13 protein-coding genes are annotated in these 13,714 nt (G+C 70.5%); 12 read left to right on the top strand and 1 reads right to left on the bottom strand.

The window, feature by feature from the left end; translation table 11 throughout:
• The first annotated feature begins 94 nt into the window (after positions 1-94).
• The gene (locus tag K7472_RS27545; RefSeq protein ID WP_222981287.1) at positions 95-919 is read left to right on the top strand and encodes a heavy metal-binding domain-containing protein; all 825 of its coding nucleotides are present in this window, start codon (positions 95-97) and stop codon (positions 917-919) included.
• Positions 920-1,054: 135 nt separating this feature from the next.
• On the opposite strand, the gene K7472_RS27540 is transcribed toward K7472_RS27545, so the two are convergent.
• A complete protein-coding gene (locus K7472_RS27540) occupies positions 1,055-1,885 on the bottom strand; it encodes a C40 family peptidase (RefSeq protein WP_222981286.1) in 831 nt (276 codons plus the stop codon).
• A gap of 814 nt (positions 1,886-2,699) precedes the next feature.
• Here K7472_RS27540 and K7472_RS27535 point away from each other — a divergent pair.
• The 11 genes from K7472_RS27535 to nuoK all read left to right on the top strand — a co-directional run bounded on the left by K7472_RS27535 (position 2,700) and on the right by nuoK (position 13,704).
• Positions 2,700-3,059, top strand: coding sequence for an NADH-quinone oxidoreductase subunit A (locus K7472_RS27535; protein ID WP_222981285.1), 360 nt, complete (start codon positions 2,700-2,702; stop codon positions 3,057-3,059).
• Between the two features lie 69 nt (positions 3,060-3,128).
• Positions 3,129-3,683 carry a NuoB/complex I 20 kDa subunit family protein gene (locus K7472_RS27530; RefSeq protein ID WP_109447383.1) on the top strand — a complete coding sequence of 185 codons (555 nt, stop codon included), beginning with the start codon at positions 3,129-3,131 and terminating at the stop codon, positions 3,681-3,683.
• Positions 3,680-4,459 (top strand): NADH-quinone oxidoreductase subunit C, encoded by a 780-nt coding sequence (locus K7472_RS27525; protein WP_222981284.1) that lies wholly within the window; start codon positions 3,680-3,682, stop codon positions 4,457-4,459. The genes K7472_RS27530 and K7472_RS27525 overlap by 4 nt, the downstream gene beginning before the upstream one ends.
• Positions 4,456-5,787 carry an NADH-quinone oxidoreductase subunit D gene (locus K7472_RS27520; RefSeq protein WP_222981283.1) on the top strand — a complete coding sequence of 444 codons (1,332 nt, stop codon included), beginning with the start codon at positions 4,456-4,458 and terminating at the stop codon, positions 5,785-5,787. The genes K7472_RS27525 and K7472_RS27520 overlap by 4 nt, the downstream gene beginning before the upstream one ends.
• Before the next feature lie 88 nt (positions 5,788-5,875).
• Positions 5,876-6,742 (top strand): NADH-quinone oxidoreductase subunit NuoE, encoded by an 867-nt coding sequence (nuoE, locus tag K7472_RS27515; RefSeq protein ID WP_372458099.1) that lies wholly within the window; start codon positions 5,876-5,878, stop codon positions 6,740-6,742.
• A complete protein-coding gene (gene nuoF / locus K7472_RS27510; protein ID WP_222981282.1) occupies positions 6,742-8,094 on the top strand; it encodes an NADH-quinone oxidoreductase subunit NuoF in 1,353 nt (450 codons plus the stop codon). Before nuoE ends, nuoF begins: the two co-directional genes overlap by 1 nt.
• Entirely contained in the window at positions 8,091-10,580 is a 2,490-nt protein-coding gene (locus tag K7472_RS27505) for an NADH-quinone oxidoreductase subunit G (RefSeq protein WP_222981281.1), read from the top strand. The genes nuoF and K7472_RS27505 overlap by 4 nt, the downstream gene beginning before the upstream one ends.
• A complete protein-coding gene (gene nuoH, locus K7472_RS27500; protein WP_222981280.1) occupies positions 10,577-11,926 on the top strand; it encodes an NADH-quinone oxidoreductase subunit NuoH in 1,350 nt (449 codons plus the stop codon). Before K7472_RS27505 ends, nuoH begins: the two co-directional genes overlap by 4 nt.
• The gene (nuoI, locus tag K7472_RS27495) at positions 11,919-12,551 is read left to right on the top strand and encodes an NADH-quinone oxidoreductase subunit NuoI (protein WP_222981279.1); all 633 of its coding nucleotides are present in this window, start codon (positions 11,919-11,921) and stop codon (positions 12,549-12,551) included. The genes nuoH and nuoI overlap by 8 nt, the downstream gene beginning before the upstream one ends.
• The gene (locus tag K7472_RS27490) at positions 12,548-13,408 is read left to right on the top strand and encodes an NADH-quinone oxidoreductase subunit J (protein ID WP_222981278.1); all 861 of its coding nucleotides are present in this window, start codon (positions 12,548-12,550) and stop codon (positions 13,406-13,408) included. Before nuoI ends, K7472_RS27490 begins: the two co-directional genes overlap by 4 nt.
• Positions 13,405-13,704 carry an NADH-quinone oxidoreductase subunit NuoK gene (nuoK, locus tag K7472_RS27485; RefSeq protein ID WP_222981277.1) on the top strand — a complete coding sequence of 100 codons (300 nt, stop codon included), beginning with the start codon at positions 13,405-13,407 and terminating at the stop codon, positions 13,702-13,704. The genes K7472_RS27490 and nuoK overlap by 4 nt, the downstream gene beginning before the upstream one ends.
• Positions 13,705-13,714 lie beyond the last annotated feature (10 nt).

Genomic DNA, 13,714 nt, shown 5'->3' with positions numbered 1-13,714 from the left:
CAAGCAAGTCCAACTGGGGTGAAACGCCCCGCGTGCTCGGGCTCCAGGGTCCCGCACTAGCATCCGGGGACCCACGGGGAACAGGAGCCTGAACATGACGACGACCGCTGCCGGCGCCGGGCCGGCGCTGCCTCCGCTGCCGGACGTGGCGCGGACCCGGCTGGAGAACTCGCGGGCCGGGCGGCCCTGCTTCACCTCCGACCTGTCGGTGAACGAGTTCGTACTCGTCACGCAGGCCGGGTTCGAGCCGCTGGGCATGGTGATGGGCACCAGCGTCTACCACGTCGGCACGCAGCAGGGGAACTGGCGCACCAGCCAGGAACTTGGCTACCTCAGCCAGGCCATGTACAACGTCCGCGAGCTGGCGATGGGCCGCATGGAGGCGGAGGCCGCGCAGCTCGGCGCGGACGGCGTGCTGGGCGTCGTGCTGCGGCCGATGAACTACGGCTTCTTCTCCGACGTCATCGAGTACATCGCGTTCGGCACCGCGGTGCGCGCCACCGACAGCGCGCAGTCGTACCGCACGCCGGACGGCAGGCCGTTCACCACGACGCTGTCCGGCCAGGACTTCTGGACGCTGTGGCAGCACGGCTGGCTGCCGCGCCGCCTGGTGCTCGGCTCGTGCGTCTACCACGTCGCCCACCAGACCCTACGGCAGACCATCTCCCAGGCGGGCCAGAACGCCGAACTCCCGCAGTTCACGCAGGCCCTGTACGACGCGCGGGAACTGGCGATGGCGCGCATGCAGTACGAGGGCCAGCAGATCGGCGCCGACGGCGTCGTGGGCACCACGGTCAACGACCACCGCTACTGGGGCGAGCACGCGGTCGAGTTCTTCGCCCTCGGCACCGCCGTCAACCGGGTGCGCCCCGACGCCAACCCGGTTCAGCCCAGCCTGACCATGCCGCTGACCGGCTGACCCCGGCGACGGAGAAGACCGAAGCCGCAGAGAACGCCGAACGGCCGCCGACCCGGGAAGGGTTGGCGGCCGTTCAGGTGTAAAAGGGGACAATCACCGTAAAAAGCGGAGCAAGTGCGGCGCGAAAGCGGCGAATTACGCCACGCGCACCGCGCCGGTCGGCTCGTCGTAGCTGAGCGGGTGCTCGACGACGCCGCTGCTCGGGTTCTGGGCGCCGACGAAGTTGCCGCCGCCCACGTAGATCGCCACGTGGTAAGCGCTGCCCGCGGAGCCCCAGTAGAGGATGTCGCCGGGCTGCAGGTCGCTTAGCGACACCTGCGTGCCGGCCGTCGACTGGTCCTCGGAGACGCGCGGCAGGTCCACGCCGATCGTGCGGTACGCGGCCTGCACCAGACCGGAGCAGTCGTACGCGTCGGGCCCGGTCGCGCCCATCACGTACGCCTTGCCGACCTGCGACTCGACGAAGCTCACCACGGAGGCGACGGAGCCGGAGGCCGAAGAAGAGGAGGAGGAAGAGGACGAAGCGGACGAGCTGTCCGACGCCAGGGACAGCGCCGGACGCTCCTGCGAGCGTGAAGCGGCCTGCTCGGCGCGCTCCTTGGCCGCCTTGGCCGCCGCGGCGGCCTTGGCGTCGTCGGCCTGCTTGTGCTGCTGCGCGGTCTTCACAGCCGCCGTGGAGGCCTGCTGCTCCGCCGCCTGCAGCTGGTAGTTGACGGCCGCCTGGGCGGTGGCGTCGGCCGCGCGCAGCTGCGAGAGGTCGAGGGTCTGGGTCACCTCGTTGACCGGCGCGTCGCCGGTGGCGGGGGCTGCAGAGGCGGGGGATGCCGCCGCGGTGAGGACCGCCGCACCGATCACGCCACCGGTGACTCCGGCGCGCTTCACCCAGTTGGGCTGGGTATGTCGGGCATGCCGCCGGCGGTGTGTGCGGGGATCGGACTGCGGGGCCCGGGTCTGCGTTGGGGACATGGCAGATATGGCTATCAGGAATTCTTGGGTCCATACAAAAAACGTAAGATGCGCCACAGTTGTCGTGCGCAGGCTGGACAACCCGGGAATTCGATCTTCACAACCGCCGATTCCGGCCCGCGTTCCCGACTTCTGACGGGTCATTGAGAACGCGGCCTCCCCGCGTCTTCTCCCCACTTCCGCGCGCGTCACGCAATGCGCGCCTCCCGCCGCTCGTGCACGCGTTCACACAGTGGACGGACAGTAGTTCCCCGGGGTCAGCACGGCGTGTCCCGCGTCCCCCGGTCCGGCGACCCGCGAGCGGCGGTCGCGCACCCGTCGGCCACCTCCCGTACGGCCCTCCGCCCTTCTCCCGCGCGGCGTCCATGACCGACGTGATCGCGCCATATCACGACGCACCAGCCATGACCAACTTTGCGTCGGACGGCAGGACTTGATAGTGCGACGCCTGCGGTGACCTGCGGTTACCGGACTTCATGTGACCTATGGTGATCAGATGAGTGCTTTGTGTACGACGATCAGTGGTCGTCCGGCTTCATGATCCTTCGTCAGGTGGTGGAGATCACAAAGTCGTTGGCGCACCCCGTGTCGCAGATCACACACGGACGGGCATAGGATGCAGGCGGTTCGGGCTTGTGAACTGCCTCACATAGCCGTGATCTAGGTCCGCGCGGCCACGGATCGCGACTGCGGCCCCGGTCGTCGCGCGGCCGGGACCCGCGGTGGGGCGGCCCGCCGGTCCGGGCCCGGTCCGTCGTGCCGGCCAACGCCGACCGGCATGTCAGTCAACGCCGACTGGAAGGAGTGCGGGACGGTGAACGCCTACGCGCCCATCCTCGTGCTCGGAGGCCTCGGAGCGGGGTTCGCGATCTTCTCCGTGGTCATGGCCTCGCTCACCGGGCCAAAGAGGTACAACCGGGCCAAGTTGGATGCCTACGAGTGCGGCATCGAGCCGACGCCCCAGCCGGCCGGCGGAGGCCGCTTCCCGATCAAGTACTACCTGACGGCGATGCTCTTCATCGTCTTCGACATCGAGATCGTCTTTCTCTATCCGTGGGCCGTGACCTTCGACGCGCTCGGTCTGTTCGGCCTCGTGGAAATGCTGCTCTTCGTCCTCACCGTCTTCGTCGCCTACGCCTATGTCTGGCGGCGCGGGGGCCTGGAATGGGACTGAGTCACCGAGTGGCAATGGACGCGAAACCAGACATTTGGGACACCAGCCTTTAGGACAGGGGCGAACGCGATGGGTATCGAGGAGAAGCTGCCGAGCGGCTTCCTGCTCACCACGGTCGAGCAGGCGGCCGGCTGGGTGCGCAAGGCGTCGGTGTTCCCGGCCACCTTCGGCCTGGCCTGCTGCGCGATCGAGATGATGACCACCGGCGCCGGGCGCTACGACATGGCCCGCTTCGGCATGGAGGTCTTCCGCGGCTCGCCCCGGCAGGCCGACCTGATGATCGTCGCCGGCCGGGTGAGCCAGAAGATGGCCCCGGTGCTGCGGCAGGTCTACGACCAGATGCCGAACCCGAAGTGGGTCATCTCCATGGGCGTGTGCGCCTCCTCCGGCGGCATGTTCAACAACTACGCCATCGTGCAGGGCGTCGACCACATCGTCCCGGTCGACATCTACCTGCCCGGCTGCCCGCCCCGCCCCGAGATGCTGCTCGACGCGATCCTCAAGCTCCACGCCAAGATCCAGGGCGAGAAGCTCGGCGTGAACAAGGAGCGCGCGGCCCGCGAGGCGGAGGAAGCGGCACTGAAGGCCCTGCCCACGATCGAGATGAAGGGGCTGCTGCGGTGAGCGACTCCGAGACCGACGGCGCCGGGGGCAACGGCGTCAACCCCGACAAGGACGTCAGCGCCACCAACCTCCCCGGCCAGCGCGGCGACCACGGCGAGGTCATCGGCGTGCGGCACGGCATGTTCGGCGCCAACAACGGTGGGGACACGTCCGGTTACGGTGGGTTGGTCCGCCCGGTGCGGATGCCGGGGGAGTCCTCCCGGCCGTACGGCGGACCACGCGGCGGAGCCGCGTACGGAGACTTCGACGAGGTCGCCGACGAGCTGGAGGGCGCGCTGGAGGAGCAGGACCTGCTCCCGGCCACCGCCATCGAGAAGACGGTGGTCGACCGCGGCGAGATCACCTTCCACATCGCCCGCGAGCACCTGCCCCGGGTGGCCAGGACCCTGCGCGACGACCCGGCGCTGCGCTTCGAGCTGTGCACCGGGGTCTCCGGCGTCCACTACCCCGGCGACAAGGGCCGCGAGCTGCACGCCGTCTACCACCTGCGCTCGATCACCCACAACCGGATGATCCGGCTGGAGGTCTCGGCCCCCGACGCCGACCCGCACATCCCGTCGATCGTCCCGGTCTACCCGGCCAACGACTGGCACGAGCGCGAGACCTACGACTTCTTCGGCATCGTCTTCGACGGCCATCCCGCGCTGACCCGGATCATGATGCCGGACGACTGGCAGGGCCATCCGCAGCGCAAGGACTACCCGCTCGGCGGCATCCCCGTCGAGTACAAGGGCGCCCAGATCCCGGCTCCCGACCAGCGGAGGTCGTACTCGTGAGCTACGCATCGCCTCAGCAAGCCGAAGAGCGCGCCACCACCGAGGGCCGGGTCTTCACCGTCACCGGCGGTGACTGGGACGAACTCGCCGAGACCGTGGGCAAGGCCGACGACGAGCGGATCGTCGTCAACATGGGCCCCCAGCACCCGTCCACCCACGGCGTGCTGCGGCTGATCCTGGAGATCGACGGCGAGACGGTCACCGAGGCCCGCTGCGGCATCGGCTACCTGCACACCGGCATCGAGAAGAACATGGAGTACCGGACGTGGACGCAAGGCACCACGTTCGTGACGCGCATGGACTACCTGACGCCGCTGTTCAACGAGACGGCGTACTGCCTCGCGGTCGAGAGGCTGCTCGGCATCACCGACCAGATCCCGGACCGGGCCACCGTCATCCGCGTGATGATGATGGAACTCAACCGGATCTCCTCGCACCTGGTCGCCATCGCCACCGGCGGCATGGAGCTGGGCGCCACCACGATCATGATCTACGGGTTCCGTGACCGTGAACTCATCCTGGACGCCTTCGAGCTGATCACCGGGCTGCGGATGAACCACGCCTACGTCCGCCCCGGCGGCCTCGCCCAGGACCTGCCGCCCGGCGCGGTCGACAACATCCGGGAACTGGTGAAGACCTTCCGCAAGAACCTCCCGGAGTACGACAAACTCGCCACCGGCAACCCGGTCTTCAAGGGCCGCATGCAGGACGTCGGCTACCTCGACCTGGCCGGCTGCATGGCACTCGGTGCCACCGGGCCGATCCTGCGCTCCGCGGGCCTGCCGCACGACCTGCGCAAGGCCCAGCCGTACTGCGGCTACGAGACCTACGACTTCGAGGTGCCGACCACCGACACCTGCGACTCCTACGGGCGCTTCCTGGTCCGCCTGGAGGAGATGCGGCAGTCGCTGCGCATCGTCGAGCAGTGCCTCGACCGGCTGGAGCCGGGACCGGTGATGGTCGCCGACAAGAAGATCGCCTGGCCCGCGCAGCTCGCGCTGGGGCCGGACGGCCTCGGCAACTCCCTCGACCACATCCGCAAGATCATGGGCACCTCGATGGAAGCCCTGATCCACCACTTCAAGCTGGTCACCGAGGGCTTCCGGGTCCCGCCCGGCCAGGCCTACGAGGCGGTGGAGTCCGCCAAGGGCGAGCTGGGCGTGCACGTCGTCTCCGACGGCGGCACCCGGCCGCAGCGGGTGCACTTCCGCGACCCGTCGTTCACCAACCTGCAGACCATGGCGGCGATGTGCGAGGGCGGCCAGGTCGCCGACGTGATCGTCGCGGTGGCGTCCATCGACCCCGTGATGGGAGGCGTCGACCGGTGAGCGTCGCACTCGCGGCCGCCGGGCCGCACCCGTACACGAAGCCCGCACCTCTGCGCCGCGAGGGCGGAGAAGCGAACAAGGAGGCGCGGTGACCAACACCCCAGAACAGGGCGCGGTGGGGCTCGGGATGCCCGAGATGCCCGCACCCGAGTACCCGGCCGACGTACGGGCCCGGCTGGAGGCCGACGCCGCGGAGGTGATCGGCCGCTACCCCGACTCGCGTTCCGCCCTGCTGCCGCTGCTCCACCTGGTGCAGGCCGAGGAGGGGCACGTCACCAGGACCGGCATGCGGTTCTGCGCCGACCTGCTGGGGCTGACCACCGCCGAGGTCATCGCCGTCGCCACCTTCTACACGATGTACCGCCGCAAGCCGTCCGGCGACTACCAGGTCGGCGTCTGCACCAACACCCTGTGCGCGGTGATGGGCGGCGACGCCATCTTCGAGGCGCTCCAGCAGCACCTGGGCATCGGCAACGACGAGACCACCGAGGACGGCAAGGTCACGCTGGAGCACATCGAGTGCAACGCGGCCTGCGACTTCGCGCCGGTGGTCATGGTCAACTGGGAGTTCTTCGACAACCAGACCCCCGAGACCGCCAAGCGCCTCGTCGACGACCTGCGCGCCGGCCTCACCGTCAAGCCCAGCCGCGGCGCCCCGCTGTGCACCTACCGCGAGACCGCCCGGGTGCTCGCCGGATTCCCCGACCCGCGCGCCGGAGCCGTCGAGGCCGGGGGCGGCGCGGGGCACGCCTCGCTCGCCGGGCTGCGACTGGCCAAGGGCGAGACCGTGCCGGGATCGCCCGGCAGGATCGTCTCTCCGCGCAGCTCCGGCTACCCGTCCGACGAGCCGCCGCCCGGCCACCCCAGCTCGCACGACGCACCGCATGCCACGTCGGCCTCCGATCCCGACCACCCGGCGGGGCCCGTGACCGACGGCACCGAGGAGGGGGAGTGATGAGCGTGGCGACCCAGCTCAACGAGGAGTCACCGGAGAAGCTGCTCTCCCCCGTCCTGTCCGCCTTCTGGGACGAGCCGGACAGCTGGACGCTGGAGACCTACCTGCGGCACGACGGCTACCAGGGCATGCGCAAGGCGCTGGAGATGCCGCCGGACGACGTCATCGCGTACGTGAAGGACTCGGGTCTGCGCGGCCGCGGCGGAGCGGGCTTCCCGACCGGGATGAAGTGGCAGTTCATCCCGCAGGGCGACGGCAAGCCGCACTACCTCGTGGTCAACGCCGACGAGTCGGAACCGGGCACCTGCAAGGACATCCCCCTCCTGTTCGCCAATCCGCACTCGCTCATCGAGGGCATGGTGATCGCCTGTCACGCGATCCGCTCCCACCACGCCTTCATCTACCTGCGCGGCGAGGTCGTCCCCGTGCTGCGTCGGCTGCACCACGCGGTGGCCGAGGCGTACCGGGCCGGGTACCTCGGCAAGGACATCGCCGGGTCCGGGTTCGACCTGGACATCACCGTCCACGCGGGCGCCGGTGCGTACATCTGCGGCGAGGAGACCGCGCTGCTCGACTCCCTCGAAGGGCGCCGCGGCCAGCCCCGGCTGCGACCCCCCTTCCCCGCGGTCGCCGGTCTGTACGCGTGCCCCACTGTGGTGAACAACGTCGAGTCCATCGCCTCGGTTCCCGCGATCCTGAACCGCGGCAAGGAGTGGTTCCGCTCGATGGGCAGCGACAAGTCCCCGGGCTTCACGCTGTACTCGCTCTCCGGCCACGTCACCAGCCCCGGCCAGTACGAGGCGCCGCTCGGCATCACCCTGCGCCAACTGCTGGACGTCTCCGGCGGGATGCGCCCCGGGCACCGGCTGAAGTTCTGGACGCCGGGCGGCTCCTCGACGCCGATGTTCACCGACGAGCACCTCGACGTGCCGCTGGACTACGAGGGCGTCGGCGCCGCGGGCTCGATGCTCGGCACCAAGGCGCTCCAGTGCTTCGACGAGACCACCTGCGTGGTGCGGGCGGTCACCCGGTGGACCGAGTTCTACGCCCACGAGTCCTGCGGCAAGTGCACGCCGTGCCGTGAAGGCACGTACTGGCTGGTGCAGTTGCTGCGCGACATCGAGGCGGGCAAGGGCCGCATGGCCGACCTCGACAAGCTCGCCGACATCGCCGACAACATCAACGGCAAGTCGTTCTGCGCCCTCGGTGACGGCGCCGCCAGCCCCATCTTCTCGTCGCTGAAGTACTTCCGCGACGAGTACGAGGAGCACGTCACCGGGGGCGGCTGCCCCTTCGACCCCGCGCTGTCCACCGCGTGGGGCGGCGCGTCCCACCTGGAGGTGAACGCATGACCGTCACGACGAGCGCTCCCTCCGGGGGCGACCACGCGCCGGTCCCGCCGGAGGACCTGGTCTCCGTCACCATCGACGGCATCCAGCTGTCGGTGCCGAAGGGCACGCTGGTGATCCGGGCCGCCGAGATGGTCGGCGTGGAGATCCCCCGGTTCTGCGACCACCCGCTGCTGGACCCGGTCGGGGCCTGCCGCCAGTGCATCGTGGAGGTCGAGGGCCAGCGCAAGCCGATGGCGTCGTGCACCATCACCTGCACCGACGGCATGGTGGTCAGGACGCAGCTGACCTCGCCGGTCGCCGAGAAGGCGCAGCGCGGCGTGATGGAGCTGCTGCTGATCAACCACCCGCTGGACTGCCCGGTGTGCGACAAGGGCGGCGAGTGCCCGTTGCAGAACCAGGCGATGAGCGCCGGGCAGGCCGACACCCGCTTCGAGGGCGTCAAGCGCACCTACGCCAAGCCGATCCCGATCTCCCGCCAGATCCTGCTGGACCGCGAGCGGTGCGTGCTGTGCGCGCGCTGCACCCGCTTCTCCCAGCAGATCGCCGGGGATCCGATGATCGAACTGCTGGAACGCGGCGCGCTGGAGCAGGTCGGCACCGGCGAGGGCGACCCGTTCGAGTCGTACTTCTCCGGCAACACCATCCAGATCTGCCCGGTCGGCGCGCTCACCTCGGCCGCCTACCGCTTCCGCTCCCGCCCGTTCGACCTGATCTCCTCGCCGTCGGTGTGCGAGCACTGCGCGGGCGGCTGCGCGACCCGCACCGACCACCGGCGCGGCAAGGTCATGCGGCGCCTGGCGGGCAACGACCCGGAGGTCAACGAGGAGTGGCTGTGCGACAAGGGACGCTTCGCGTTCCGCTACGCGCAGCTGCCCGACCGCCTCAGCCACCCCCTGGTCCGCGACGCCGAGACGGGTGAACTGCGCGCCGCCGCCTGGCCGGAGGCGCTGGACGTCGCCGCCCGGGGACTCGCGGCGGCCCGGGGACGCACCGGCGTGCTGACCGGTGGCCGCCTCACCGTCGAGGACGCCTACGCCTACGCCAAGTTCGCCCGGGTCGTGCTGGACACCGACGACATCGACTTCCGCGCCCGCGTGCACAGCGCCGAGGAGACCGACTTCCTCGCCGCGCACGTCGCGGGCCACGGCAGGGACCTGGACGGCACGGGCCTGACCTACACCGCCGTCGAAGGCGCACCGGCCGTCCTGCTCGCGGGACTTGAGGCCGAGGAGGAGGCGCCCGGCGTCTTCCTGCGGCTGCGCAAGGCCTGGCGCAAGCACGGGCAGCGCACCTACGCGCTGGCCACCCACGCCACCCGGGGCCTGACCAAGGCGGGCGGCACGCTGCTGCCGGCCGCCCCCGGCACCGAGCCGGAGTGGCTGGACGCGCTGGCCTCCGGCAGCGGCCTGGACGAGGCCGGCGAGCGCGCCGCCGCCGACCTGCGGCAGGGCGGCGCGGTCGTGCTCGTCGGCGAACGCCTCGCGGCGGTGCCCGGCGCGCTGACCGCGGCCGTGCGTTTCGCCGCCGCGACCGGAGCGCGCCTGGCGTGGATCCCGCGCCGGGCGGGCGAACGCGGCGCGCTGGAGGCGGGCGCGCTGCCCGGACTGCTGCCCGGTGGGCGGCCGTTGACCGATCCGGCGGCCCGCGACGAGGTGGCCGACGTGTGGCGGGTGGCGTCGTTGCCGTCCCGCTTCGGGCGCGACGCGGGCGGCATCGTGGAGGCGGCCGCGGACGGCTCGCTGGCGGCGCTGGTGGTCGCGGGCGTCGACCCGGCGGACCTGCCGGACCCGGCGCGGGCCCGCGAGGCGCTGGCCGAGGTCGGCTTCCTGGTCAGCCTGGAGCTGCGGCCCGGCGAGGTCACCGCCCACGCCGACGTGGTGCTGCCGGTGGCCGCGGTCGCCGAGAAGGCGGGCACGTTCCTGGACTGGGAGGGCCGGGCCCGGCCGTTCGAAGCCGCCCTGAAACCCGACCAGTTGACGCAGCGGCACCTCCAGTCGGACACCCGGGTGCTCAACATGGTCGCCGACGCGATGGACGTCCACCTCGGGCTGCCCGACCCGCGCACCGCCCGCGACGAACTGCGGCGCCTGGGCGTGTGGACCGGCGCCCGCCCGGCCGGACCCGACCGTTCCTCCGGGGTGCTGCCGCGTCCCGAGGCCGGTCAGGCCGTGCTCGCGGGACACCGGCTGCTGCTGGACCGGGGCCGCCTCCAGGAGGGCGACGAGGCGCTGGCCGGTACTCGGCACGCGGCGCTCGCCCGGCTCTCTCCCGCCACCGCCGAGGAGATCGGCGTGAAGGACGGCGATCCGCTCACCGTCACCGGACCGGCCGGGGCGGTCACCCTGCCGCTGGCCGTCACCGCCATGCCGGACCGGGTGGTCTGGCTGCCGCTGGACTCGGTGGGCGGCGGCGTCCCCGCGGACCTCGGCGCGGTACCCGGCCATGTCGTCACGATCGGCGCCGCCGCCGCGGAGGTGACCAAGTGATCAGCCTGGCAGTGGACGACCTGTCCTACTTCGGCCGTGACCCGTGGTGGCTGGTCGTCGTCAAGGCGGTCTTCTGCTTCGCGTTCGCGATGCTGACCGTGCTGTTCTCCATCGTGTGGGAGCGCAAGGTCGTCGCCTGGATGCAGCTGCGCATCGGCCCCAACCGGCACGGCCCCTGGGGCATGCTCCAGTCGCTCGCCGACGGCATCAAGCTGATGCTGAAGGAGGACGTGGTCGTCAAGGGCGCGGACAAGTTCGTCTACGTCCTGGCGCCGGTCGTCGCCGCGATCCCGGCGTTCATGTCGTTCGCGGTGGTGCCCTTCGGCCCGGCCGACAACGAGATCTCGGTCTTCGGCCACCGCACCCCGATGCAGTTGACCGACCTGCCGGTGGGCGTGCTGTACATCCTGGCCACCGCCTCGGTCGGCATCTACGGCATCGTGCTGGCCGGCTGGTCGTCCGGCTCGACGTATCCGCTGCTGGGCGGCCTGCGTTCGACGGCGCAGATGATCTCGTACGAGATCGCGATGGGCATCTCGTTCGCCGCGGTCTTCCTCTACTCCCACTCGATGTCGACCTCGCAGATCGTCGCCACCCAGCAGCACACCTGGTACGTGCTGCTGCTGCCGGTCTCCTTCCTCGTCTACATGGTGGCGATGGTCGGTGAGACCAACCGCGCGCCCTTCGACCTGCCGGAGGCCGAGGGCGAGCTGGTCGGCGGCTTCAACACCGAGTACTCGTCGATCAAGTTCGCGATGTTCATGCTCGCCGAGTACGTCAACATGGTCACCGTCTCCGCGGTCGCCACCACCCTCTTCCTGGGCGGCTGGCGCGCCCCCTGGCCGATCAGCACCTTCTGGGCCGGCGCCAACCACGGCTGGTGGCCGCTGCTGTGGTTCACCGTCAAGATCCAGCTGCTGCTCTTCGTCTTCATCTGGCTGCGCGGCACGCTCCCGCGCATGCGCTACGACCAGTTCATGAAGCTGGGCTGGAAGGTCCTCATCCCGGTGTCCATGGTCTGGCTGATGCTGGTCGCCTCGGTACGGGCGCTGCGCAACGAGAACTACGACTTCCAGCGGGTCCTGCTCTACGTGGGCGGCGGCGTGCTCGCGGTGCTGCTGATCTCGCTGGCCGCCGACGTCTTCCGCGACCGCGCGGCCAAGAAGGCCGAGGGAGCCGGGCAGGCCGGGCAGGAGGGTCCCGGCGACCGGTTCGACCCGATGGCGGGCGGCTTCCCCGTACCGCCGAAACCGGGACAGACGCTGCCACCGGTGCCCCGCAGGCGCTCGCGTGCCCCCGAGGCCGCCGAACACCAACTCGTAGGCAAGGACGGCGACGATGCCTGACTTCGAAAACCCGGTGGCCGGCTTCGGCGTGACCTTCAAGGCCATGTTCAAGAAGCGGCTGACCGAGCAGTACCCGGAGCAGAAGAAGCCGACCGCACCCCGCTTCCACGGCCGCCACCAGCTCAACCGGCACCCGGACGGCCTGGAGAAGTGCGTGGGCTGCGAACTGTGCGCCTGGGCCTGCCCGGCCGACGCCATCTACGTCGAGGGCGCGGACAACACCGACGAGGAGCGCTACTCGCCCGGCGAGCGCTACGGCCGCGTCTACCAGATCAACTACGCCCGCTGCATCCTGTGCGGGCTGTGCATCGAGGCGTGCCCGACCCGGGCGCTGACGATGACCAACGAGTACGAGCTCGCCGACCGCACCCGTGCCTCCCTGATCTACACCAAGGACGAACTGCTCGCAGGGCTCACCGACGGCATGGTCGACACCCCGCACGCCATCTACCCCGGCACCGACGAGCAGGACTACTACCTCGGCAAGGTCACCGAGGCCGCCCCCGGCACCGTCCGCCAGCCCGCCCTCAGCAAGGGCGAGAAGCGGGCCGACGAGGTGGCCGCGGACGAGGCGGACGTCGCCGGGCCCGAGGCCACCGCGCACCCGGGAGGAGCGACCCGATGACCACATCCACCGGCGAGGCGATCCAGTTCTGGGTGCTCGGAATCGTCGCGGTGCTCGGTGCGCTCGGCACCGTCGGCATGAGAAAGGCGGTGCACAGCGCCCTCTGCCTGGCCGGCACGATGATCGTGCTGGCCGTCTTCTACCTCGCGCAGGGCGCCTACTTCCTGGGCATCGTGCAGATCGTCGTCTACACCGGCGCGGTCATGATGCTGTTCCTCTTCGTCGTCATGCTGGTCGGCATCACCGCCGCCGACTCGCTGAAGGAGACCATCCGCGGCCAGCGCGCGGCGGCCGTGCTGTGCGGGATCGGCTTCGGCATCCTGCTGATCGCGGGCATCGCCAACGCCTCGCTGCACCGGTTCACCGGCCTCGCCCAGGCCAACGCGGGCGGCAACGTCGAGGGCCTGGCCCGGCTGGTGTTCACCACCTACGTGTGGGCCTTCGAGATCACCGGCGCCCTGCTGATCACCGCGGCGGTCGGCGCGATGGTCCTCACCCACCGCGAGCGCACCGAACGCCCCGCCACCCAGCGCGAGCAGTCCGAGGCCCGCGTGCGCGAGGGCCGCAACGTCACCCCGCTCCCGGCCCCCGGTGTCTTCGCCCGGCACAACGCGGTCGACGTCCCCGGCCTGCTGCCCGACGGCACCCCGTCGGAGCTGACGGTCAACCAGACACTGCGCGCCCGCGGCCAGGTCCGTGACGTGGGCGGCGAACAGGAGCGCCGGGTACGGAAGTTGGAGCAGCGCTCGGACGAGTACGTCGAGGGCGTGACCGAGGGCGAGGGCGCGCCGGAGGGCGGCCGGGACCGCTCGGGCGACAACGACGGGGCGAACCACGCCGAGGGAGCCGCCAAGTGAATCCCGCCAACTACCTCTATCTGTCGGCCCTGTTGTTCACCATCGGCGCCGCAGGTGTCCTCATCAGGCGCAACGCGATCATCGTCTTCATGTGCGTCGAGCTGATGCTGAACGCCTGCAACCTGGCGTTCGTCACCTTCTCCCGGCTGCACGGCAACCTCGACGGCCAGATCATCGCCTTCTTCACGATGGTCGTCGCGGCGGCCGAGGTCGTGGTGGGCCTCGCGATCATCGTGACCTTCTTCCGCTCACGCCACTCGGCCTCGGTCGATGACGCCGACCTGATGAAGCTGTAGACAGGAGCAC

This window comes from Streptantibioticus parmotrematis (genome assembly GCF_019890615.1).
Lineage (GTDB): Bacteria > Actinomycetota > Actinomycetes > Streptomycetales > Streptomycetaceae > Streptantibioticus_D > Streptantibioticus_D parmotrematis.
Note: the sequence above shows the minus strand (reverse complement) of the source record. Positions and strands in the feature narration are given on the sequence as shown.

Excerpts from the sequence above, each read along its gene's own strand:
- K7472_RS27505 (WP_222981281.1), top strand. The coding sequence starts at position 8,091 with ATGACCGTCACGACGAGCGCTCCCTCCGGGGGCGACCACGCGCCGGTC.
- nuoF (WP_222981282.1), top strand. The coding sequence starts at position 6,742 with ATGAGCGTGGCGACCCAGCTCAACGAGGAGTCACCGGAGAAGCTGCTC.
- nuoI (WP_222981279.1), top strand. The coding sequence starts at position 11,919 with ATGCCTGACTTCGAAAACCCGGTGGCCGGCTTCGGCGTGACCTTCAAG.
- K7472_RS27530 (WP_109447383.1), top strand. The coding sequence starts at position 3,129 with ATGGGTATCGAGGAGAAGCTGCCGAGCGGCTTCCTGCTCACCACGGTC.
- K7472_RS27490 (WP_222981278.1), top strand. The coding sequence starts at position 12,548 with ATGACCACATCCACCGGCGAGGCGATCCAGTTCTGGGTGCTCGGAATC.
- K7472_RS27545 (WP_222981287.1), top strand. The coding sequence starts at position 95 with ATGACGACGACCGCTGCCGGCGCCGGGCCGGCGCTGCCTCCGCTGCCG.
- K7472_RS27540 (WP_222981286.1), bottom strand. The coding sequence starts at position 1,885 with ATGTCCCCAACGCAGACCCGGGCCCCGCAGTCCGATCCCCGCACACAC.